The organism is Agrobacterium sp. BT-220-3, from assembly GCF_025910175.1.
In the GTDB taxonomy this organism is placed as follows: Bacteria; Pseudomonadota; Alphaproteobacteria; order Rhizobiales; family Rhizobiaceae; genus Agrobacterium; species Agrobacterium oryzihabitans.
The window spans coordinates 368,405-391,651 of record NZ_JAPAIX010000003.1; the positions used below are offsets into that span (position 1 = coordinate 368,405).

General features: G+C 58.4%; 23 protein-coding genes and 1 tRNA gene. 13 read left to right on the forward strand and 11 right to left on the reverse strand.

All coding sequences use genetic code 11. The annotated features are described in order from the left end of the window. Positions 1-84: 84 nt before the first annotated feature. Positions 85-1,560 carry a DEAD/DEAH box helicase gene (locus tag OK142_RS12120; protein ID WP_313608788.1) on the forward strand — a complete coding sequence of 492 codons (1,476 nt, stop codon included), beginning with the start codon at positions 85-87 and terminating at the stop codon, positions 1,558-1,560. A 380-nt stretch (positions 1,561-1,940) separates the two neighbouring features. Here the strand turns inward: OK142_RS12120 and OK142_RS12125 are convergent, their stop codons facing one another. The 4 genes from OK142_RS12125 to OK142_RS12140 all read right to left on the reverse strand — a co-directional run bounded on the left by OK142_RS12125 (position 1,941) and on the right by OK142_RS12140 (position 5,234). Next, entirely contained in the window at positions 1,941-2,849 is a 909-nt protein-coding gene (locus OK142_RS12125; protein ID WP_498682973.1) for a DMT family transporter, read from the reverse strand. A gap of 161 nt (positions 2,850-3,010) precedes the next feature. Beyond that, positions 3,011-3,400: a DoxX family protein gene (locus OK142_RS12130; RefSeq protein ID WP_498682974.1), complete on the reverse strand. Its 390-nt coding sequence runs from the start codon at positions 3,398-3,400 to the stop codon at positions 3,011-3,013. 241 nt (positions 3,401-3,641) lie between these two features. After that, on the reverse strand, positions 3,642-4,259 hold the full coding sequence (locus OK142_RS12135; protein ID WP_003491624.1) for a L,D-transpeptidase: 618 nt from the start codon (positions 4,257-4,259) through the stop codon (positions 3,642-3,644). Positions 4,260-4,337: 78 nt separating this feature from the next. After that, positions 4,338-5,234 (reverse strand): DMT family transporter, encoded by an 897-nt coding sequence (locus tag OK142_RS12140; RefSeq protein ID WP_082182788.1) that lies wholly within the window; start codon positions 5,232-5,234, stop codon positions 4,338-4,340. A 478-nt stretch (positions 5,235-5,712) separates the two neighbouring features. Between OK142_RS12140 and OK142_RS12145 the strand changes: the two genes are divergently transcribed. From OK142_RS12145 to OK142_RS12170, 6 genes are all read left to right on the forward strand, one after another. Further along, positions 5,713-7,122, forward strand: coding sequence for a circularly permuted type 2 ATP-grasp protein (locus tag OK142_RS12145; RefSeq protein ID WP_216330117.1), 1,410 nt, complete (start codon positions 5,713-5,715; stop codon positions 7,120-7,122). Between the two features lie 3 nt (positions 7,123-7,125). Next, positions 7,126-8,067 carry an alpha-E domain-containing protein gene (locus OK142_RS12150; RefSeq protein ID WP_498682977.1) on the forward strand — a complete coding sequence of 314 codons (942 nt, stop codon included), beginning with the start codon at positions 7,126-7,128 and terminating at the stop codon, positions 8,065-8,067. Between the two features lie 21 nt (positions 8,068-8,088). Continuing rightward, positions 8,089-8,910 carry a transglutaminase family protein gene (locus tag OK142_RS12155; RefSeq protein ID WP_003491633.1) on the forward strand — a complete coding sequence of 274 codons (822 nt, stop codon included), beginning with the start codon at positions 8,089-8,091 and terminating at the stop codon, positions 8,908-8,910. A 4-nt stretch (positions 8,911-8,914) separates the two neighbouring features. Further along, positions 8,915-9,511 (forward strand): class I SAM-dependent methyltransferase, encoded by a 597-nt coding sequence (locus OK142_RS12160; RefSeq protein ID WP_137038092.1) that lies wholly within the window; start codon positions 8,915-8,917, stop codon positions 9,509-9,511. A gap of 120 nt (positions 9,512-9,631) precedes the next feature. Next, positions 9,632-10,096: a GNAT family N-acetyltransferase gene (locus OK142_RS12165; RefSeq protein WP_498682978.1), complete on the forward strand. Its 465-nt coding sequence runs from the start codon at positions 9,632-9,634 to the stop codon at positions 10,094-10,096. A 46-nt stretch (positions 10,097-10,142) separates the two neighbouring features. Further along, entirely contained in the window at positions 10,143-10,553 is a 411-nt protein-coding gene (locus OK142_RS12170; RefSeq protein ID WP_498682980.1) for a VOC family protein, read from the forward strand. A gap of 201 nt (positions 10,554-10,754) precedes the next feature. Here OK142_RS12170 and araD1 read toward each other — a convergent pair whose 3' ends face one another. The 4 genes from araD1 to chvE all read right to left on the reverse strand — a co-directional run bounded on the left by araD1 (position 10,755) and on the right by chvE (position 15,752). Continuing rightward, positions 10,755-11,750: a 2-keto-3-deoxy-L-arabinonate dehydratase AraD1 gene (gene araD1 / locus OK142_RS12175; protein ID WP_498682981.1), complete on the reverse strand. Its 996-nt coding sequence runs from the start codon at positions 11,748-11,750 to the stop codon at positions 10,755-10,757. 114 nt (positions 11,751-11,864) lie between these two features. Next, entirely contained in the window at positions 11,865-13,061 is a 1,197-nt protein-coding gene (gene gguB, locus OK142_RS12180) for a sugar ABC transporter permease GguB (protein WP_003491643.1), read from the reverse strand. Beyond that, positions 13,058-14,596, reverse strand: a complete 1,539-nt coding sequence (gene gguA, locus OK142_RS12185; RefSeq protein WP_035240943.1) for a sugar ABC transporter ATP-binding protein GguA — start codon at positions 14,594-14,596, stop codon at positions 13,058-13,060. Before gguA ends, gguB begins: the two co-directional genes overlap by 4 nt. 91 nt (positions 14,597-14,687) lie before the next feature. Beyond that, positions 14,688-15,752 (reverse strand): sugar ABC transporter substrate-binding protein ChvE, encoded by a 1,065-nt coding sequence (gene chvE, locus OK142_RS12190; RefSeq protein WP_003491647.1) that lies wholly within the window; start codon positions 15,750-15,752, stop codon positions 14,688-14,690. A gap of 254 nt (positions 15,753-16,006) precedes the next feature. Between chvE and OK142_RS12195 the strand changes: the two genes are divergently transcribed. Continuing rightward, positions 16,007-17,011, forward strand: coding sequence for a LysR family transcriptional regulator (locus OK142_RS12195; protein WP_498682983.1), 1,005 nt, complete (start codon positions 16,007-16,009; stop codon positions 17,009-17,011). Positions 17,012-17,083: 72 nt separating this feature from the next. Next, on the forward strand, positions 17,084-17,563 hold the full coding sequence (locus tag OK142_RS12200; RefSeq protein ID WP_137038095.1) for a hypothetical protein: 480 nt from the start codon (positions 17,084-17,086) through the stop codon (positions 17,561-17,563). Between the two features lie 51 nt (positions 17,564-17,614). On the opposite strand, the gene OK142_RS12205 is transcribed toward OK142_RS12200, so the two are convergent. Next, positions 17,615-17,890, reverse strand: a complete 276-nt coding sequence (locus OK142_RS12205; protein WP_313608234.1) for a hypothetical protein — start codon at positions 17,888-17,890, stop codon at positions 17,615-17,617. Between the two features lie 225 nt (positions 17,891-18,115). Beyond that, entirely contained in the window at positions 18,116-18,622 is a 507-nt protein-coding gene (locus OK142_RS12210) for a MarR family winged helix-turn-helix transcriptional regulator (protein WP_003491655.1), read from the reverse strand. Between the two features lie 521 nt (positions 18,623-19,143). Between OK142_RS12210 and OK142_RS12215 the strand changes: the two genes are divergently transcribed. Further along, positions 19,144-19,220: transfer RNA gene (locus OK142_RS12215), tRNA-Arg, on the forward strand. Positions 19,221-19,645: 425 nt separating this feature from the next. Here OK142_RS12215 and OK142_RS12220 read toward each other — a convergent pair. Further along, on the reverse strand, positions 19,646-20,572 hold the full coding sequence (locus OK142_RS12220; protein WP_498682985.1) for an alpha/beta hydrolase: 927 nt from the start codon (positions 20,570-20,572) through the stop codon (positions 19,646-19,648). Positions 20,573-21,254: 682 nt separating this feature from the next. Between OK142_RS12220 and OK142_RS12225 the strand changes: the two genes are divergently transcribed. The 3 genes from OK142_RS12225 to OK142_RS12235 all read left to right on the forward strand — a co-directional run bounded on the left by OK142_RS12225 (position 21,255) and on the right by OK142_RS12235 (position 23,240). Beyond that, on the forward strand, positions 21,255-21,812 hold the full coding sequence (locus OK142_RS12225; protein ID WP_082182794.1) for a TetR/AcrR family transcriptional regulator: 558 nt from the start codon (positions 21,255-21,257) through the stop codon (positions 21,810-21,812). Between the two features lie 345 nt (positions 21,813-22,157). After that, the gene (locus OK142_RS12230; RefSeq protein ID WP_498682987.1) at positions 22,158-22,781 is read left to right on the forward strand and encodes a stage II sporulation protein M; all 624 of its coding nucleotides are present in this window, start codon (positions 22,158-22,160) and stop codon (positions 22,779-22,781) included. Between the two features lie 156 nt (positions 22,782-22,937). Then, positions 22,938-23,240 carry a hypothetical protein gene (locus tag OK142_RS12235; RefSeq protein WP_498682988.1) on the forward strand — a complete coding sequence of 101 codons (303 nt, stop codon included), beginning with the start codon at positions 22,938-22,940 and terminating at the stop codon, positions 23,238-23,240. The last annotated feature ends 7 nt before the right edge of the window (positions 23,241-23,247 follow it).

Sequence of the window (23,247 nt, forward strand, 5' to 3'; positions counted from 1 at the left end):
TCACGCGGGGTTCTTGACGCCGAAACCACCGGACAGCAGCCCTGTTCCGGTTGAGGTTGTTTTGGCGCCCCGAAAGGCAATATATTGACCAGTTTTAGCGAACTCGGCCTCTCCGAAAAGATCGTGGCCAGCGTTACCCAACTCGGCTACACCACCCCTACCCCCATTCAGGCAAAGGCCATTCCGCTGCTGCTTGAAGGCCGTGACCTGATCGGCCTCGCACAGACCGGCACCGGCAAGACGGCCGCCTTCGGCCTGCCCATCATCGAAATGCTGATGAAGCAAGCCGACCGCCCGGCAAACCGCACCACCCGCACCCTCATCCTTGCGCCGACCCGCGAACTGGTGAACCAGATCGGCGAGAACCTGCGCTCCTTCGTGAAGAAGACGCCGCTGCGCATCAATCAGGTTGTCGGCGGCGCGTCGATCAACAAGCAGCAGCTTCAGCTGGAAAAGGGCACGGACATTCTGGTGGCGACACCCGGCCGCCTGCTGGACCTTATCGCCCGTAACGCCATCTCGCTCTCCAAAGTGACCTATCTGGTGCTGGACGAAGCTGACCAGATGCTCGATCTCGGCTTCATCCACGACCTGCGCAAGATTTCCAGAATGGTCCCGGCCAAGCGCCAGACGCTTCTGTTCTCTGCGACCATGCCGAAGGCGATCGCCGATCTCTCGCACAGCTACCTGACCGATCCGGTCAAGGTGGAAGTGACCCCTCCGGGCAAGGCTGCCGACAAGGTCGAGCAGTACGTGCATTTCGTCGCCGGCAAGAACGACAAGACCGATCTCCTGAAGAAGTCGCTGAACGAGAACCCGGATGGCCGCGCCATCGTTTTCCTGCGCACCAAGCATGGCGCGGAAAAGCTTTACAAGCATCTCGAACATATCGGCTTCAAGGTTGCCTCCATCCACGGCAACAAGAGCCAGGGCCAGCGCGAGCGGGCACTGAAGGGCTTCAAGGACGGTGACATCAAGGTGCTGGTCGCAACCGACGTTGCCGCCCGCGGCATCGACATTCCGGCCGTGACGCACGTCTTCAACTACGACCTGCCGGAAGTGCCTGATGCTTACGTTCACCGCATCGGCCGTACCGCCCGCGCCGGTCGCGACGGTATCGCCATCGCATTTTGTGCGCCGGACGAAACCCGCCTGCTGCACGATATCGAAAAGCTGATGAAGATCGATATCCCGGTTGCCTCCGGCGAACGTCCGGCCGGTCTCGCCAGCCCGACGCGTCCCAACAACAACCGTGGCGGCCGTAACAACAACAATGGCGGCCAGCAGCGCGGCCCGCGTGAAGGTGGACGTCACAACGGCGAATCCCGCCCGTCCCGCAACCACGCACCGCGTGATGCCGATAACGATCTGGAAGTCACTTCAGACTTCAAGCGCGTGAAGCAGGCTGAAGGCGATGCAGGTCGTCCGGCCGGCCCGCGCAAGCACCGCCGCCCCGCCCGCAAGCCCGGCGGCAGCGGCGCAAACCGTCACGCGCCTGCTGGTGGCAACGGCCAGGAAAAGCGCGCTTCCGGCAACGGCAATCGCGGCCGCAACCGTTAATTTGCCCTGCATGGATTGAGGACGCTCGGCATTGCCTAGCGTTTCTTGTCCCAGTGGGGGAGAAGGCGACAAGACGCAATCGCTCACTCACCAATCGAACCCCGCAGGCCACCGCCAGCGGGGTTTTTCTTTGCCTTCAACCACCCTGCACGACAAAGGGCGCAAATCTTTCCGGGCTCGGCGTTGTCGCGCGTTTCTTCTCCCCGCCGGGGAGAAGGTGGCCCGAAGGGTCGGATGAGGGGGCGCCCTCTCCTTATATCTCCACCCTTGCCCCCTCATCCCGCTGCCGCGACCTTCTCCCCCTCGGGGAGAAGGCGACACGCAGCACCCCTTGCAAATCAATCCCCGCAAACCACGGCTAACGGGGCTTTGCTTTCCCCTCACCCACCCTGCGCCACCGGACGACGCCGCGATGGCAAGGTCATGGCCAGCACACCGGCGATCACGCAGACGAGCCCCACCCACATGGCTGATGTCGGCACTTCTCCCAGAAACACCATGCCGATGGCAACACCGATCGGGACCCTGAGATAGGCCTGCGACGTGGTGCCAACCGAGCCGAGCGTCTGCATCAGCCGGAAATAGATCATGAAGGCAAGGGCGGTGGAAAATACGCTCAGGCACACAAGCGCCGTGAGGGAAGCCGCAGACGGAGACAGAGTCCATGGCCGGTCGACGATCAGGCTCAGCGGCAACAGCAGGACTGCACCGCAAATCATTGAGCCGGCAGCCGGCATGATCGGATCAAGCCCTCTGAAGTTCTTGCTGAAAATGGCGGCGCAGGCATAGGAAAAGGCCGCTATCAGCATCGCAAGCTGGCCCCATAGCGCCTCCCCCGCACCACCAAGCGCATCGAGACCGATGATGAGGCACACACCCGTCATGCCCGCAATGGTGCCGAACAGCTTTCGCCCGCTGACCTGTTCATGCCGGATGACGAGTGCCGTGAGAAGAAAGGTGAAGATCGGCGTCGTCGCATTGAGAATGACGGCAAGACCGGCATCGATGCTCTGCTCCGCCCAGGCGATCAGCGTGAAGGGCAACACGCTGTTGATGCAGGCCTGGATGAAGAACAGCCGCCAGGTCGCAAAATCCCTCGGCAAACGCAGTCCGCGCAGCCGGATGACCGAGAGCAGCAGCAGACCGGCTATAAGCGTTCGCGATGCGATGAAGGTGATCGGCGGTATCGTCTCCACCCCGATCTTGATGAATGTATAGGATGCCGCCCACAGCGTGGACAGGAGGGCGAGCAGCAGCAATTCGCGGGCAATGGGATTTTGAGAGGTCACGGATCGATTTTCCAACAGCGTTCAGGATGAACCGTTCCTACTCCGAAAACAACCATCTATGCTTCGGCGGCGGCCGAAGTTTTCATCCTAAAAGAGAAACCCCGCACGGCATGGCCATGCGGAGCCTCAGCGAAAGGATCGATGACCGAGGGTCGGGCAGATCAGACCCGGCGCTCATCCACCGAGAGGGCTCCCGGACCGGCAAAGACCAGATAAAGGAAGACGAAGCAGAACAGGATGGCGGCGTCACCGCCGTTCAGGGCCGGGAAGAAGCTGCTTGGCGCATGCGCCATGAAATAGGCGACAGCCATCTGACCGGAAAGGATGAAGGCGACCGGACGCGTGAACAGGCCGATCAGCACGAGAATGCCGCCGACGAGTTCCAGAAGCGCCGCCACCAACAGCATTGTCGGCAGCGAACCCTGCATCTGCGATGCCGGGAAGCCGAAGAGCTTCTGTGTTCCGTGCTCGATGAAAAGCAGTGCCACGATGATGCGCAACGCCGCAAGGGCGTAAGGTCGGTAGCGGGAGAGATTGTCGAAAGCTGCCATGTAGATGTGTCCCCGTTGAAGTGATGAAGCGCCGGTTAAAGCGCGCTGGCACGTTTATGGATACACGTCCCGAAGAGCGGAAATCACGTTTCCGATATTGCAGGACTACCTAAAATAAGCAAAAGTCGATTTTCTACAAATAGTTGATTTCACCGTATAAAACTCACATTAATCCGGAAAAATCAACTCAAGGCTTCAGACATTTTTTCGTGCGGCAAAGGCGGAAAAATCCGCCTCTCCCTCAAGCCTGCAACACGACGACCTTGGAGCCGACAGGCACGCGGCTATAAAGATCGATAATGTCGTGGTTGAGCATGCGGATGCAGCCGCTGGACATGGCGTGGCCGATGGATTGCGGCTGGTTGGTGCCGTGCAGGCGGAACATGGTGTCGTTGCCGCCGCGATAAAGATAAAGGGCACGCGCGCCGAGCGGATTGTTCGGGCCGCCCGCCATGCCGCCCGCAAATTTCAGATTGCGCGGATCGCGGCGCATCATATTCGCGGTCGGCGTCCAGGAAGGCCATTCGGACTTGCGGCCAATATAGGCGTCGCCCTTGAGCGCAAGCCCCTGCCGGCCGACACCGACGCCGTAACGCATCGCCCGTCCGTCACCCATAACATAATAGAGCCGCCGCGCCGGCGTATCCACAACCACCGTTCCGGCCGGATGCGCGGTATCGTAGGCGACTTCCTGCCGGCGAAGCTCCGGCTTGACCTTGTCCAGATGCATGGCGGGAAGCGGGAATTTCTCTTCCGGCTTCGCCGCATAATTGAGCCTCTGCTGGCCGATGCCGGTATTCGCGCAGCCGGCCAGAAACAGCGGCAATCCGAACAGAACACCACGACGTGAAATAGACATGTAACCCCCGCCAAATCTCTAGATTAACGAGAGGTATAATTTTATGGTTAACAAACCCCTAATATGAGGTTGTGGTAATTAACGTACCGCAACCGCTGCGGCAGGCTTGCGATTGGCGAGGTAAACCCCCGTCACCGCCAGAACCGTGCCGGCGATCATGGCCGGCGTCAGCGTTTCCCCGAAAAGCAGGGCGGCTTCCACGGCGGCAAGCGGCGGCACGAGATAGATCAGCGAGGCCGCGCGCGAGACCTGCCCGCGCCGGATCAGGTAAAGAAGCAGCGCCACGGCGCCGATGGAGATCGCCCCGACAGACCAGGCAAGCGTGGCGGCAAGCCCGAGGCTCCAGTCCACATGCCCGTCCTCCAGCAATAGCGCGAAGGGAATGGTGACCAGCAAAGCGCCGACATATTGCAGCGTGGCGACCGCCATGATGTTTCCGCCATGGACGTATTTCTTCTGGTAGAGCGTGCCATAGGTCACCGAGGTCATGCCAAGGACATTCACCGCAACGGCGTAAAGCGGCACGGACAGGCCGAGCGCGCCTGACGCCATGACCTTGGGGAGAACCGCAATGGCGATGCCCACAAAGCCGATGAGCAGGCCGGCCTTCTGCAAGGGCGAGATTTTTTCGCCGATCATGTAGCGGGCCGCCACCGCCGTCATCAGGGGCTGCAAACCGGCAATGATGCCGCCGATCGCCGCCGGCACGCCCTGCCCTATCGCCCACCAGATCATGCCGAGATAAAGACCATGCAGGAAAACGCCGGACAGGATCGCCCGGAAGACGTCGGTGCGCCGCTCCGGCCACGGAATGGAGGAGAGCCGGCAGATGCCCCACAACAGCGCACCCGCCAATATGTACCGCAGACACAGGAAGGTCAGCGGCCCCGTATAATAAACGGCATATTTGGCGGTGACCCAGCCGGTCGACCACAGAAAGACGAAGATGGCCGGAGCCAGACGGTCAAGCGACATGGGAACATCCCCTGTGCCGCAAGGCGCTGTCACCGGAGATGGGCGACATCAATGCATGCGGCGAATTGATATTTCTGCAGCTTCAGGCAACCGGCGAATGACCAGGCCGGATGACGGCCAATATACGCGGCAAAACCGGAGCCGTTTCGGCAAGGCGGTATCGCCATCCCCTTAAAAGGTCAAAAGCCTTTTCGTGATGCCATCTTTCAGATTTTCTGATGTATGCGGCGCAAGCCATCAACCGAAAGCGAACGAACAAAATTTATGCATTCGCCCAAGGCGCACACAGCACCACCACCCTCATCAGCCCCGCCTCGCCGCGCAACCATTTTGCCGATGCCGCATTTATAGGCTGAAACCGAAAAAACGCTTCTTTTTTAAAACTCTAGGGCGCTGAAAAATCTTCGCGGGGACGCCCGCATAGTTCTTGCATTGCATTTGTCGTTGTATTCATATGGTAAAAAAGGGGACATCGAAGTTGGCATTTGACGAAATGATAAATGCGGACGAAACGCCGCGAAGCCCATATGAAAACTATAACGAGTGGTACAGCCGGCAGGACAGGGCGCACCTGATCCAGAAGTCAAAAGACGCGGAAAACATCTTTCGAAAAACCGGCATTACTTTCGCAGTCTATGGCCACGCCGACAGTTCAGAAAAACTGATCCCCTTCGATATCATCCCGCGCATCATTTCCGGCCGTGAGTGGCGCAAACTGGCCCAGGGTATCGAACAGCGGGTTCTCGCTCTCAACGCTTTCCTCGACGATATCTACCACAAACAGGAAATCATCCGCGCCGGGCGCATTCCCCGCGAAATCATCGAGAAAAACGAAGCCTTCCTGCCGGAAATGATCGGTTTTACTCCGCCCGGCGGCGTCTATACCCATATTGTCGGCACGGATATCGTCCGCACCGGCGAAGACCAGTTCTATGTTCTGGAAGACAATGCCCGCACGCCATCCGGTGTCAGCTACATGCTGGAAAACCGTGAAACGATGATGCAGATGTTCCCGGAACTCTTCCATGAAAACAAGGTCCGGCGGGTGGAGGACTATCCCTACCTCCTGCGCCAGTCCCTCGCCTCGCTCGCCCCTCCCGGCTGCACCGGCAAGCCGCGTGTCGCGGTGCTGACGCCCGGCATCTACAATTCCGCCTATTACGAACATTCCTTCCTCGCGGACATGATGGGCGTGGAACTGGTGGAAGGCTCCGACCTGCGCGTCATGGACGGCAAGGTCAAGATGCGCACCACACGGGGCTATGAAGCCATCGACGTGCTTTACCGCCGCGTCGACGACGATTTCCTTGATCCGCTGACATTCCGGCCGGATTCGGCGCTTGGCGTGCCCGGCATCATGGATGTCTATCGCGCCGGCAACATCACCATCGCCAATGCCCCCGGCACCGGCATTTCCGATGACAAGGCGATCTATTCCTACATGCCTGAGATCGTCGAATTCTATACCGGCCGCAAGCCGCTGCTGGAAAACGTGCCGACATGGCGCTGTTCGGAGCCGGACAGCCTGAGATACGTTCTCGACAACCTTGCCGAACTGGTCGTCAAGGAAGTCCACGGTTCGGGCGGTTACGGCATGCTGGTCGGGCCCACCGCGTCGAAAAAGGAACGAGCGCTTTTTGCCGAAAAGCTGAAAGCCCGCCCCTCCAACTACATTGCGCAGCCGACGCTGTCGCTTTCCACCGTGCCGATCATGGTGAAAAACGGCATCGCGCCGCGCCATGTCGATCTGCGTCCTTATGTGCTGGTTTCAGACAAGGTGAAGATCATTCCTGGCGGACTGACCCGCGTTGCCCTCAAGCAGGGCTCGCTGGTGGTCAATTCCAGCCAGGGCGGCGGCACCAAGGATACATGGGTACTGGAGGACTAAGCCATGCTGGGCAGAACGGCAAACGGGCTCTACTGGATGTTCCGGTATATCGAGCGCGCTGAAAACATCGCCCGGCTTATCGATGCGGGCCTGCGCGTTTCATTGACGCGCAGCGGCAGCGGCGATGAGGACTGGGACGGCGTGTTGCAGAGCGCCGGCGTGCACGACGAATTTCTCGAAACGCGCGAGAAGGTGACGGCGGCGAATGCGATCGATTATCTCCTGCGGGACAAGGCCAACCCTTCCAGCGTCATGTCCTGCATCGAGGCGGGCCGCAACAATGCCCGCATGGTGCGCACGGCGCTGACGCGCGAGACATGGGAAGCCACCAACGAATTCTGGATCGAGCTGAAGAATATCCTCGGCCGCAAGCTCAGCCACGCCGAGCTGCCGCAGACCATCGATGTCATCAAGCATCGCGCCGGTCTGGTGCGCGGCGCTTTTCACGGTTCGATGCTGCGCAACGATCTCTATAACTTCTCCCGCATCGGCACCTTCATCGAGCGCGCCGACAACACCGCCCGCATTCTGGACGTGAAATATTACGTACTGCTGCCGGCCGTCGCCCATGTCGGCTCCTCGCTCGACAATGCGCAATGGGAATCCATACTGCGCTCGGTCTCGGCGCACCGCTCCTATGGCTGGGTCTACGATGCGGAGTACAAGCCGGCCAATATTGCCGACTTCCTCATTCTCAACGGCCGCATGCCGCGCTCGCTCGCCTATTGTTACGAAAAGATCGCCAGCAACCTCAATTACATAGCCGAGGATTACGGCGAAAGGCACAAGGCGCATGAGACGGCGGAAAGCATTCGGGATGGTCTACGCAAAACGACCATCGGCCGTGTCATGGATGAAGGTCTGCACGAGTTTCTGGAGAGATTTGTCAACCGCAACGGTCAGTTGGGCCAGGAAATCGTGGAAGGCTACCGCTTTTATCAGTAAGCGCGTGGACGGGGACATCTTATGCGTCTGAAAATCACCCATACGACGGAATATGTCTATGACGAGCCGATGCCCTATGCATTGCAGCGGCTGCGCCTGACACCGCAGACCGGCCCATGCCAGACGGTCGAAGACTGGGATGTATCGGTCGACGGCGCCACCGTCGAAGTGACCTATGACGACCATTTCGGCAACCGGGTTGCCCTGGTGGAGACGGAAGGCCCGCAACGGAAGGTCAAGGTTCTGGCAAGCGGCCTCGTCATCACCGAGGACAAGGCCGGTGTGTTCGGTACCCATACCGGCAATGCGCCGCTGTGGCTCTTCATGCGCGAGACTCCGCTGACCAAGCCGGGAAAACTGGTGCGTGAACTGGCAAAGACCAGCAACGGTGACAGCGAGCTTGCCCGCCTGCATGACCTCATGGAGAATATTCACCGCAAGGTTCAATATGTGCCGGGCTCGACCGACACTGAAACCACGGCGGAAACGGCACTGGAGGCCGGCAAGGGCGTCTGCCAGGACCACGCCCATATCCTGATTTCGGCCGCACGGCTGATTGGCCTGCCCGCGCGTTATGTCTCCGGTTATCTGATGATGGACGAAGTGGCGCAGCAGACGGCCACCCATGCCTGGGCCGAGGTGCATCTTCAGGGGCTTGGCTGGGTCGGTTTCGACGCCGCCAACAACATCTGCCCGGATGACCATTATGTCCGCATCGCCTCCGGCCTCTGCTACCGTGATTGTGCGCCGATCTCCGGCATGCGCATCGGTCCGGCCGGCGAAACGCTGAGCGTTTCGGTAACGGTGCAGGAAACACAAAGCCAGAGCCAGTCGCAGAGTTGAGACAGTGACCGCCAGAGACGACGATACCATCGGCTTTTATACCGACAACGCCGGAGCCTATACATCAAGGGGACAGGCGCCGGACCGACCGCAACTGGAAGAATTTCTGGCGCGCCTGCCGGACGGCGCGACCGTCCTGGAATTGGGATGCGGCGGTGGGCAGGACAGCGAATTCATGCTGGCTGCGGGTTTCGACGTTCACCCCACCGATGGAACGCCCGACATCGCCAAGGCTGCGGAAGCCCGGCTTGGCATTCCCGTCAAGACATTGCTGTTCGAGGATATCGGCGACAGCGATCGTTATGACGGCGTCTGGGCCAATGCCTGCCTGCTGCATGTGCCCCGCCCCGCCCTTCCCGGCATCATCGGCCGCATCCATGCAGCGCTGAAGCGGGGCGGCGTTTTCTACGCCAGCTTCAAGGCGGGAGAGGCGGAAGGCCGCGACACCTTCGGCCGTTATTACAACTATCCTTCGAAAGTCTGGCTGGAAGACCTGTACGGCCAGCTTGGCTGGACAAGCCTCGAGATAGAAGCCCGGATGGGCAGCGGATATGACAAGCTGCCGACCGACTGGCTGCATGTGACGGCAACGAAGTCCTGATCCTTTTCAGCAACCTGCAGGTTGCGAAAGCGCGTCCCGACCGTTTAAATCGCGGCATCGATTGACATGGCATGGTCCGGCTTCAGCCTGCGGGCAACGAAGTCCGCGAGGAGACGACTTTTGTACAGGATTTCCGACTATCGGGACTGCCAGTCCCATGGCCCCACCATCGCTGAACGGGTCTGGACGGCATGGTGGCAGGATAGCGGCCTGCATGTCGGCGATGTTGCGGAACATCTGAAGGATATGGTGAACCCCCATACACTGCCGACCGGCTTCGTCGCCCATGATGACGACGGTTACGTCGGTTCCGCCTTCCTCATCCATTGCGATCTGGAAGAACGTCCGCAATATCTGCCATGGGTCGCCGCTCTCTGGGTGGAAGAAAACCGTCGGGGGGCGGGCGTCGCCCGGGCGCTGATGCAAGCCGCGACGAAAAGGGCTGCCGAACTCGGTCACCACATCAGCTATCTGTGTTGTGAGCGCGATCTCGAAACCTACTATATCAATTGCGGCTGGACCGTCCTTGAACGCGGTGTCGGCAAACACGATCTGACCGTGCTGACCTACAGCACGAAAACTTGAAGCCGTCTGTCCGCGCCGGACAGCCCATGGACGACCGGAGGAAACCATGCGCCCGCCAGCCGCCATTATGGAAACCGCGATCTACGCGGATGATCTCGACGCCGCCGAGGCCTTTTACCGCGATGTCTTCGGGCTGGAGGTGGTGCGCAGGCTAGCGGGGCAGTTCGTATTCTTCAAATGCGGCCGGCAGATGCTGCTGATCTTCGATCCGCAACAATCACGCAAGGCCACGCCGGACAATCCGATCCCGCGCCATGGCGCAACCGGGCAAGGCCATTTCTGTTTTTATGCGAAAGACAAGGCGGAAGTGGACGGCTGGAAGGCGCGCTTCGAAGAGCTAGGCATCGCCATCGAACACTATCACAATTGGCCGAATGACAGCTATTCCGTCTATATCCGAGACCCGGCGGGTAATTCGGTGGAGGTTGGTGAAGGAAAGCTGTGGGGGTTCGGATAAGGCAAGCGCTTGAAAGTTGCCCGACGCACAAAGGGATAATCGGATGAAAGAGCTATCATCTGGCGTCACCCTCGGGCTTGTCCCGAGGATCTATCCACGTCGAGTAAAATCAATCGGTCGCAGATCCTGGGGACAAGCCCGAGGATGACGTTGAGGGAGGGATGACCCACCCCCGACCATTTTTCACACACAGTCCGCAGATCAGATCTGCCGAACGATGATCTCTTCTTCCGCATCAACGGCCAGCGGGTTCTTCAGCGGCAGGCCGAAACCGGCGGCTTCGATCTCGAACACATCGCCCGCTTCCGGCTTGATGCCGTCTGCGAAGGAGAGCGTGGCCGTACCGAACATGTGCACATGCACATCGCCAGGCGCACGGAACAGGCCGTATTTGAAATGGTGATATTCGAGATTCGCGAAGGTGTGGGACATGTTGTCCTCACCCGAGACGAACGGCTTTTCGAAAATCACCTTGTCACCACGGCGGATGCGCGAGGTGCCGCGAATATCCGACGGCGGTGCGCCGACGCGGATTTCCGGGCCGAAGCTTGCGGGGCGCAGCTTGGAATGGGCGAGGTAGAGGTAATTGATCCGCTCGGTGACGTGATCGGAAAATTCGTTCGAGACGGCGAAGCCGATGCGCACAGCTTCGCCCTTGTCGGAGATCACATAGATGCCGGCCATCTCCGGCTCTTCGCCGCCATCCAGCGCAAAGGACGGAGAGGTGAGCGCGGTACCGGGCGCTGCTGCCACATGGCCGTTGCCCTTGTAGAACCATTCGGGTTGAACGCCCTTTTCGCCAGCCTTCGGCTTGCCGTTTTCGAGACCCATGCGGAACATCTTCATGGAATCCGTGAGGCTCTCCTCGGCGGCTTCCGTGGTCTTCTTGTGCATGCTGTCGCGGGTAGCAGCAGAGCCGAGATGGGTCAGGCCCGTGCCGGTCAGATGCAGATGCGCCGGATCTGGATGGGTGATCGGCGGCAGGAAACGACCTTCGGTATAAGCCTTTTCGAGATCGACGGCATCGCCCAGACCATGGGCGGCAATGACATCGGCAAGGCTCTTGCCGCCATTGGCAGCTTCCATGGCCAGCGCATAAACCGACTCTGCATTGTTGACGGCGCGTGCTTGCCCGCCTTCCTCGCGAACGGCTACGGTGATTTTGCCGCTGGCATCTTTGATCTGTGAAATGAGCACGGGATTTCCTTCCTCCGGCGCAACGCGCCTTATCTTCATCGGCGCATGCGCCTGCATCTTATGAAAGTGGCCGGAAACCGGCCACTTTTTTGACTTGCGATTTGGGTGGGCCGATCAGCCCTTGTTCTTGTTGTAGACGTCGAAGAACACGGCAGCGAGAAGCACGAGACCCTTGACCATCTGCTGGAAATCGATGCCGAGGCCGACGATCGACATGCCGTTGTTCATGACGCCCATGATGAAGGCGCCGATGACCGCGCCGGTGATCTTGCCCACGCCGCCGGATGCCGAAGCACCGCCGATGAAGCAGGCCGCGATGACGTCAAGCTCGAAGCCCACACCAGCCTTCGGCGTCGCCGAATTGAGGCGGGTCGCGATGATCATGCCGGCAAGACCGGCAAGCACGCCCATGTTGACGAAGGTGAGGAAGCTCAGGCGTTCGGTGTTGATACCGGAAAGCTTGGTCGCCTTCTCATTGCCACCCATGGCGTAAACGCGGCGGCCGATGGTCGTGCGGCGCGTCACGAAGCTGTAGAGCGCAATCAGAACCAGCATCACGATCAGAACGTTCGGCAGACCGCGATAGGTGGACAGCTGGTAACCCAGGAAGAGGATAGCACCAGAGATCAGCAGATTCTGCACGATGAAGAAACCGAACGGCTCGACATCGATGCCGTGCTTCACGTTCACCACGCGGCGGCGCCACGCCAGATAGAACAGCACGACCGTAATCAGCAGCGTCAGGATCATCGACGTGGTGTTCAGACCTTCGATACCACCGATGTCAGGCAGGAAGCCGGTGCTGATGATCTGGAAATCGGTGGGGAACGGGCCGATGTTCTTGCCGCCGAGCACAAAAAGGGTCAGCCCGCGGAACACCAGCATGCCCGCCAGCGTCACGATGAAGGACGGGATGCGGTGGTAGGCGATCCAGTAACCTTGGGCCGCACCGATGATGCCGCCGATGACGAGACAAATCAGTGCCGCCAAAAATGGGTTCATGCCCCATTGCACGGTCAAGATGGCCGCGATCGCGCCCACGAAGGCGACGATTGAACCGACCGAAAGGTCGATATGCCCGGCCACGATCACGAGCAGCATGCCAAGCGCCATGATGACGATGAACGAGTTCTGCAGGATGAGGTTGGTCAGGTTGACCGGACGGAACAGGATGCCGCCGGTGTAGAACTGGAAGAAAACCATGATGGCGACGAGCGCGATCAGCATGCCATATTCGCGGATGTTGGAGCGAATATAGGAGGTGACCGAGATGACGTTACTTTCTTCGCTTGTTGTGTTTGCCGAACTCATGAGTTCTTCTCCCCTGAGCGCATGATAGCGCGCATGATGCTTTCCTGGCTCGCCTCTCCCTTCGGCAGTTCAGCGACGATGCGGCCTTCGTTCATGACGTAGATGCGGTCGCAATTGCCGAGCAGTTCGGGCATTTCCGATGATATCATCAGAACGCCTTTGCCGTCGGCAGCGAGCTGGTTGATGATGGTGTAGATTTCATATTTCGCGCCGACGTCGATACCGCGTGTCGGCTCGTCGAGGATCAGCACGTCGGGATCTGAGAACAGCCACTTGGAGAGCACAACCTTCTGCTGGTTGCCACCCGAGAGATTGACCGTTTCCTGAAAGATCCCGGAAGAGCGGATGCGAAGGCGTGTGCGGAAATCGCTCGCCACCTTCATTTCCTTGATGTCATCTATGACGCTGGCCTTCGACACGCCGGCCAGATTGGCAAGCGTGGTGTTGTGCAGAATGTTGTCGTTGAGCACGAGACCGAGATGCTTGCGGTCCTCGGTCACATAGGCAAGACCGGCGTCGATCGCCTTGCGCACGGTGCTGACATCCACCGGCTTGCCATGGATCCGCACTTCACCGCTGATCTTGTGGCCATAGGACTTGCCGAAGACGCTCATCGCGAATTCGGTGCGCCCTGCCCCCATCAGCCCGGCAATGCCGACGACTTCGCCCTTGCGTACCGTGACGTTGATGTCGTGCAGGACCTGCCTGTCGCGGTGCTGCTGGTGATAGGCGTTCCAGTTCTTCACTTCGAGAATGGTCTCGCCGATCGGCACATCGCGCGGCGGATAACGATCTTCCAGATCGCGTCCCACCATGTTGCGGATGATGACATCCTCGCTGATTTCTTCCTGATGACAGTCGAGCGTCTTCACCGTCATGCCGTCGCGCAGCACGGTGATCTGGTCGGCCACCTTGCGCACTTCGTTGAGCTTGTGGGTGATGATGATCGATGTCATGCCCTGCTTGCGGAATTCCATCAACAGGTTGAGCAGCGCCTCGGAATCGCTTTCGTTGAGCGAGGCGGTCGGCTCATCGAGAATGAGCAGCTTCACGCTTTTCGACAGCGCCTTGGCGATTTCGACCAGCTGCTGCTTGCCAACGCCGATATCGGTGATCAGCGTCTCCGGCGATTCCTTCAGGCCCACCTTCTTTAAAAGTTCGCGGGTGCGGTTGAAGGTCTGCTGCCAGCTGATGACGCCGTTCGAGGCGACCTCGTTGCCAAGGAAGATGTTTTCCGCAATCGACAGGAGCGGCACAAGCGCAAGCTCCTGGTGAATGATGATGATACCAATATCTTCGCTGTCGTTGATGGCGCGAAAATTCCGCACTGCGCCTTCATAATGGATTTCGCCCTCATAGGTGCCGGCGGGATAAACACCGGAAAGGACCTTCATCAAGGTCGACTTCCCCGCGCCGTTCTCACCGACGAGTGCGTGGATCTCACCCTCTTTAACCTTGAGGTTGACGTTCTCAAGCGCTTTCACGCCCGGAAACGTCTTGGTGATGTTCCGCATTTCGAGAATGGTATTGGCCATATCGCAATCCAGCGCCCGATTAATTTCGGCGTTTTTATTTTTATGGAAAAACGGGGATGACGCCAAGTCATCCCCGCATGTGTCGTGAAGCTTATTTCAGCTGGTCTTCTTTGTAATAACCGCCGTCAACGAGAACCTGCTTGTAGTTCTCCTTGGTCACGGCAACCGGCTTCAGGAGGTAGGACGGAACGACCTTGACGCCATTTTCATAGGTCTTGGTGTCGTTTACCTCAGGCTCCTTGCCCTGCAGAACGGCGTTCACCATGTTGACGGTCACCTTCGCAAGTTCGCGAGTGTCCTTGAAGATGGTGGAGTACTGTTCGCCGGCAATGATCGACTTGACGGAGGGAACTTCGGCATCCTGACCCGAAACGACCGGCAGCGGCTGATCCTTCGAGCCGTAACCGACGCCCTTCAGCGAGGAGATGATGCCGATGGACAGACCGTCGTAAGGCGACAGAACGGCGTCAACCTTGGCGTCGGTGTAGTAGGCCGACAGCAGGTTATCCATACGGGCCTGGGCCGTTGCCGGGTCCCAGCGCAGCGTACCGACCTTGTCCATGCCGGTCTGGCCGGACTTTACGACCAGCTTGCCGCTGTCGATGTAAGGCTGGAGAACCGACATAGCGCCGTCATAGAAGAAGAAGGCGTTGTTATCATCAGGAGAACCGCCGAACAGCTCGATGTTGAACGGACCCTTGCCGTCCTTCAGGCCAAGCTTGTCGGTGATCGAAGTTGCCTGCAGAACGCCAACCTGGAAGTTGTCGAAGGTTGCGTAGTAGCTGACATCGCCGCTGTTGCGGATAAGACGGTCATAAGCGATGACCTTGATGCCCTGCTCGCCGGCCTGCTTCAGAACGTCCGACAGCGTCGTGCCGTCGATCGATGCGATCACGAGGACCTTGACGCCCTTGGTGACCATGTTTTCGATCTGGGAAAGCTGGTTCGGAATATCGTCATCGGCATATTGCAGGTCGGTCTTGTAACCGGCTTCCTCGAGCTGCTTGACGATGTTGTTGCCGTCATCGATCCAGCGCGCGGAAGATTTTGTCGGCATGGCAATGCCAACGGAACCCTTGTCCTGCGCGAAAGCCGGCGCTGCGAAGGAAGCAGCACCGATGGCACAAGCCGCCATCAGCGAAATAATGGACTTCATTAACTCTCTCCCTTGAACCCTTCTCTGGTGCCGCTTGCTGCGGCGCACCATGAAATTCATGCCGTCAGAGGAAGAAGCCGCATTTAGCCCGTTTCGATCTCGCAGGTGCGAAATGAAACAGATGCCGCTCCTCCCCGGCATTCCGCAAACTGTTCTGAATCCATATAACTGTCAAATAGAATATGTCGCCCAACATATATCAATTATGATATATTAAATCGATACAATAACCATTGAGGGGTATAGGGCGGCGCATGAGCAACCAGAAAGTGTATGAGCAGACGCAAACAACAGATGCGCTTTTCGTCTTTGAGGACAACCCGCTTCTGCGCGCCGGCCTGAAGATGAGCCATCTGCGCATGCTGGTCATGATCGAGGAGCACGGACAGGTCAGCGCGGCGGCCGCCACCATGAACATGACGCAGCCGGCGGCCTCGCGCATGCTCTCGGAAATGGAAGCAATCGTCAAAAGCCCGCTCTGTCAAAGGGCCTCGCGCGGCGTGGTGCTGACGAAATTCGGCGAGGCGCTGGCCCGCCGGGCCCGCACCATATTGCTGGAACTGCGCGAGGCAAGCCGCGAACTGAACCAGATGAAATCCGGCAGCGGCGGATCGGTCTATATCGGCGCCGTCACTGCGCCTGCCGTCAGCCTCGTCGTTCCCGCCATAAAACGGGCGATGGACACCTATCCCGGCATCGAAATCAACGTGCAGGTGGAAAGCAGCAACGTGCTGGCCCGCGAACTGCTGGCCGCGCGGCATGACTTCATCATCGGCCGCATCCCGGATGATTTTGATCCGGGCCTCTTCTCCATCCATGAAATCGGCATCGAGCGTGCCTGTCTTGTGGTGCGCGAAGGCCATCCACTGCTGGGCGGCGAGCCCGTGACCCTTGATGACCTTTCCGCCTATGACTGGGTGTTCCAGCCGCCCGGCGCGCTTTTGCGCAGAACGATGGAAGATGTGTTCCTCACCCATGGCGTCGCCATGCCGCGCAACATCATCAACACACCCTCCATGCTCCTGACGCTCGCCCTGATCTGCAACACCGATGCGATTGCGCCGATCGCCCAGGACATGGCCGAGTTCGTGACGGGCCAGGAGGCCGATATCGGCCGCACGCGCATCCTGCCGACGGATTTCGAGCTCGTGGTGAAGCCCTACAGCATCATCACCACCAAAGGCCGCGTTTTGCCGCCCAGCGCCCGCCTGCTTTACGACCTGGTTCTGGATGAAAGCCGCAAGCTCGCCGGCGTCTGACGCGGCAAGCCAGACGCCACCTTCATTCTATATAAGGCCGGATCTATTCAGGCCGATGCAGGGAAAAGCCGCATGCTCTTCGGACAATCCGTCTTCCAGTCGGTGGTCGAAAGACTGAAACAGGAAAAAGAAGAGGAAAGCGCTGAAGAACAGCCGCCGCCCGCCGGTCACCGCATCGCCGGTTTCAGTTCGGGTTTCGTCGTCGGCACACATCCTGAAGCGCCGCCACCGGCAAACGGCCACCTCGACGCCTATCTCGCTTTTCTGCCGGATCCCGCTCCGCCCCCCGAGCCCGAGCCGGCCCCCCAGCCCGAGCCGATGCCGGCATATCTCGAAAAAACCTCGCTCGCCGATGTTTCGGCGGAACTGGCAATCGATGAAACCGACACGGCTACAACATTGGCGGAGAAACGCCGCGCCTTCGCCCGGCTAAATCACCCCGATGGGGTTAAGCCGGAGTTCCGGCACAATGCGACACTGCGCATGACGGCAGCAAATCTCCTGATCGACCAGGCGATCCGGATGCTGCGAACCCGCGCGCACTTCCGGTAAAAATGCCGCGTATTATACTCTGAAAATGTGCAAAACAGAGATAGGAGCGTCTCAGCCGGCGTCGTTCTTGTCGGCCGGCGCGCTTTCGGCAGCATCATCTGGTGCGGCCTTGCCTGCATCATTTGTGCTGACGCCGCTGCTATTCGCAGGTTTGAACTTCACCAGCAACTCATAAGCCGCATAAGCCGCGATGCCACCGACGATGGTTCCCCAGAAAAACTCGCGATTGACGAATTCGATAACGGCCCATGCGGCGCAAAAGCCGACGATAAGCAATCTGACCCATAGCGGGCGATAAAGCGGATGGCTCGTATCGATATTCAGCATGGCGTCCCCGTCCGGGCCTTTCCATTACATCAGATTGCGATCGCGGCGCGCCAAGGCGCAAACACGTTCACGCGTCTTGGCCGTTTCATAAGAAAATTGCAATGCAAATCGATCCGCGGCCGATCAGGCTGTCGTGAAAGGTTTAATGTCGCCATGCCCTCAATGGACTGAGGGCAGCGCCGTGCAAGGACGCAGCGCCGCACGCCCGTCTGCCTTTTCGATGTTTCAGTCCCGCAGACGGCCAAGCAGGGCCAGCAACTGGTCGCGAGCCTTTTTGCCGCCGATCCTGTCGATCAGCTTTTCCTCACGGTCCCGCCATGCATCGGAAAGACGGTCGAGAAGGCTACTGCCTTCATCGGTCATATCGAGAAAATGAACGCGCCTGTCCTCTTCCGATCTGCGGCGGACGAGCAATCCCTTGTCTTCCATGCTGTCGACGATCGCAACGAAATTGGCGCGCTGAATGCCGAGCGCTTCGGCGACATCGCTCTGCTTGAGCCCCGGATTGCCACCGACGATGACGAGAACGGAAAAATCGGCCGGCCGCAATCCCAGTTCCGCCAGTACATCGGAGAACCCGTTTGCCACGGCAAGTTGAGAGTGCCGCAAATGATAACCGATTGCCGTCGTCAGCAACCCATAGTCGATTGTCGCAGGATGCGCCGTCTCCATGCTGCCGCTTTCGGCTTTTTCCGCCCGCGGCCCGTTGCTATGTGCCAATCGCAAAGCCATCCGATCCCCCGCCTGATTCGTTCCCTTACCCTGCCGAAATCATAACCGACAACGTTCCGAAACTGTATCCCAAATAAATGTAGATGATACTAATATTGTATAATAATTTGACAGTTAATAACCGAATAGCCGAACTTTACAGCCAGATCAACATCTTGGCGACAAGAAAAGTACGACTAATTACCCGCCGATTTTGAGGGGCCCGATCCCCTTTCCGCTCCTTGTTTCAAAGGCGTTGCGCCAATCCGGCCACCTGCGTACGGCAGCGGCGAAATCGCCGCCGGATCGGGTAATAATATACTACTTAAAAGGGAAAACCGTTTTCCACAAAAAACACAATACGTCAAACGACGCACCGCCCCTTTTGCCCGACAGCGGATGCCAACACCCCGCAACAAGCCCCGCCATTGCCACGACAGGAAAACCGGCAAGGTTTCGCAAATCTTTGATTTTTAGACATTGATGCGGAAAGAAAGCTGGGGTATGAACCAACCGCTGCACGCGATTCAAGCGTGACCGCTGCACCCGTAGCTCAGCTGGATAGAGTGTTGGATTCCGATTCCAAAGGTCACAGGTTCGAATCCTGTCGGGTGCGCCAAATACCGCCGATTGCCCTCCACGGTACGCTGTAGCCGCCGAACATACGCTTTCGCATCTGGTAAATGCGCCCGGTACGCAGAAAAAGCGTAGAAGCGGCGGTGGAAAAGTTCGAATCGTTTGCGGTCGATTGATTGCTCTACGGAAATGTCGCCTATGTGGCTTGGAATGGCAGCTATGCGCCTCCACTCCGGCCTTCACGCGGGCCGCAAATTTCTCCAAAGCAACCGCTCGGCCTGTTTGGGCTGAATGGCCCAGTTGGGGAGGATGAAGCGGCCATTCGGCATCGCAAAGGTCGGTCGCGTAGGACCGACTTTTGCACCTGACCTTTGTGACGGATATTCCACTGAAAATTCAGCGCGGCTGGTATGCTCGCAAAACGTGGGAATCGTGCGACAGCTTCGTTCCAGTTTTCGATGCGATTTGTCAGCGCACACTCAGAAGGTACTCTAAGCCCCGCGTGAAGCCACGCGGCGCGACGGTGAGGTGATCCTCGTCGTCCAAGACCGCCGACTTCAATTGCAGGCTCGGATACTTTCGGCTCTGCAACGCTACTTCTAAAGCCCGGTTGTCGGCGACCATATCCACCGTCTGGTTGTAGCGCCGGTCGCCTTTGCGCTGCGCCTCAAAGGCGCCGACATAAAGATAGACCTTCGCCGGCAGGTCCTTGTTCCGCGTGGCGTAATCCGTTTCGAGCTTCAAGGTGTGGCGCTTGTCGTACCAGAGAGAGGGGCTACCGAGGATATAGCCGCTAAACAAGCCAGGTTCGGTGAACAGGATCTGTGCGCCAAGCAAAGCACCGTAGGAGTGGCCAAGGAAGAGCGATCTGGCGGGATCGGTACGATAGCGGGCGGCGATAGATGGTTTCACCTGATCACCCAAATATCGCTGATAGGCCCGTCCCTGCCCATGGATCGCACCAGCAGGTGCGCTCCTTGGACCGTTCGACGTGGGGGTGTAGTCGCGCTGACGGCTGACCTTGCCATCCTCACCCTTTCCATAAGACAAACCGACAAGAATGAACTCCTCGATCCGGGGCCCTTCGACGTTCAGACGGCGGCCAATCTGCCGGATGATCGGGAAAGCGTAATCAGCATCGGTGACGTAAAGCACGGGGTAACGCCGCTGAGGTTCCTTCGCATAGGACGGTGGTAAGGCGACGAAGACTTGGTAAGTGCGACCGGAAACCGGATCGGGCACATCCCAGACTTCGCTATCGATGACCTCGTATGCGCGCCCCTCTCCCAACTGGGCTTTTGGAGTCGACTGAGCGTACGTGTGCGTCGGACCACTCGGGACGCTGAAGCCGGCGATGACAGTTATCAGTAAGGTATTCAGAAAACATCGTCGCATGTGAAGTCTCCGCGCTTGGATTACTATGGTGTCGACCACTAATGGCGTACACGCGCGGCATTATGACTAAGATTTTATCGAATGGATTCGTACTTAACAAAACGTGACGGCTGAGATTGGTGGTTTCGGCTATCAGCCAGCCAAGCTGTAAGGCTGTCCGTAATTTGTCGCAAAAATCCTGAAACCTGCAGCAATATGACAGGGACTTATACGGTCCGCTTTAGCTGTCTTCGTCTCATATCATCGAACGGCCGCAATGGGGTCGGAAGCAGTCATAGAGGTCGCCCGCGCTCTATAGCAGCTATGTCACCCCGCTACCAAGACCGGACGGTCTGCAACCGGCCCAATTTCAGACATTGGTCGTGGCGCAATCGTTCAGAAGTAATATCTTTCCGGATCTCCTTGTGCCCTCAGGATAGGCGGCTGACTTTGCGGGTCGCAGGTGATGCAAGCTGGCCGGGCTATAGCGTAGACGTAGTTCTCATCATCACCCGGCGCGGTGCGCCACTTCAGCTTTTCACCACATGAGCAAACCATCACTCATCAGATAAACGTATCGTGGCGCGATCAGTCGTTTGCCGTCGATGAATAATCGAAAGACAAACACCGCCCTCTCTCGTATGGTGGCCTGTGGACAGCTATATCCGTCACATACTCAATCATCGAATAAAACGTTCAAGACATGCTCCGACCGACAAAATCCCAGATTGAAGCCGAGATCATCGACTGTGCCGCCGGACTGTTTGCGAAGCACGGTTTTTCACATACTTCGGTTCAACAAATCGCGGATACGGTCGGTTATTCGAAAACGGGGCTGTTGCACCATTTTCCAAGCAAACAGGCGATATATGACGCTGTCGTCAAAGCGCTCAGGGAACACGTCCGGGAAGTTCGCGACAACGTCAAATCTCTACCGGTCGGCCGGGCACGTGACCTCGCCGTCGTGGAAGAGGCTGTCGATTTTTCCTTTCGCCAACCGGGAGTCTCTGCACTTTCCAACCGCATAGCGCTGGATCCCAACCCGGAAGATGCGGAGATGAACGAAATCGGCTTCATGATGTACGAAGCACTGGGCATCGACATGGGCAACCTCGATATGGAACGGTTGATCCGGGTGACCAGCGCGTTTTCCGGCCTGGGCGTCTGCGCCGGCTTGGCGACCCGGACAAAGCTGACGCAAGAATGGCGCGGGCTGATCGTCACCGCGGCAATGGATGCATTGGGCCACAGCGCCACATAAGCCCAAGCGTACCCCCCTGACAAAACTGATTTTGCGGTAATATTGCCCGCTCCCGTAACCGCGCAGCCCTGCCCTGCACGGCCGGCCTCATGCGCCTGTTCAACACCGCCTATGCGGAGGAAATGGCGCTGCTTCTCAGCGGAAAAGACCTCCCACAAATATCTACGTAATTGAAAATTTGCGACTTCCATCCCGCGAAAAAGCGTTCGCGCGTCATGCTTGACGGTTTTAAAAAACCACGTTAGACCAATATGGTCCATTACAGATCAATACGGTCTGCAATGGACCATATCATACGGCCTAATGGCCATCCGGTCTCTCGCTCGAAAGTCAATGGAACCTCCAATGGACGTCTTACATGGCCCCTTCGCCGTAATCCGAAAGCACAGGAAAGCTTTTCTCACTCTCAACGTGGCTTTTTACGGCCTGTTCGCCGTCTCGATGGCGATCACGATGCTGCTGCCCGAGATACAGGCCTATTTAAAAACCGGCATTGATGAGGCTTATCTGCGGCCAGGGGTCTTGAAGACGGTCGCCGATGCCTATGGCTCCCAGAACCTTCCCAAGGCGATGGGCATGACCTTCATCATCAACCTGCTGGTTGCCTTTGTCATGACGACTTTGCCGTCACTGATCATTCCCTTCATCGGCATATTGGCGACACTCCATCGGGGAATCCTGTGGGGCATCATGTTCGCACCCCTCGGGGCTCACAAAGCGATGCTCGTGCCGCATTCCATAACTCTCCTGATCGAGGGGCAAGCCTACGTGCTGGCCGCATTCGGCGCCTATGTGCATGGACGCACATTTCTGCGGATAAGCGAATATCGGGTAAGTACCCGCTGGGAGGCCTGGAAAGCCGGGCTTGTGCCCCTCGCCAATATATATTGCCTTGTCATCCTCGCCCTCGCCGTAGCTGCGATCTACGAGGTCCTGGAAGCAATATACATCATTCCCCGCATCATCTGAGCGGGCGGCCGTCGCAGCCACAACATCCACATCCGTCCCACCGGGTGAAAAATGAAGTCGCACACGCAGTGCGCTGCCGATCACCTGCGCCTTCCGCACCGCCGTCGACCTGTGGCGGGGCCTCAGCAACAATCACAACCAAGGATCAAAACCCAAATGGCCAATCTTGAAATGAAGACGCTCTCCCGGACGGCACTCGGCCTGCTCGCCCTCACCCTCGCGCTCACCGGATGCATGTCGCCTGAAGAGCAGCGCCGGGCAAATCTGTACCAGGATGGAAACACATGCGCCAATTTCGGTTCGCACTATGGATCCCAGTCCTATACCCAATGCATGCTCCAGCAGCAGCAGCGCCGGGATCAGGAACAGTTGCTCGCCGTTGAAACCATGCGCGCCACCTCGGAGACGTCACTCAACAACCTCGAAGTGATGCGAAGGCTGCGGGAGGGTAAGAGGTGACCTGAGA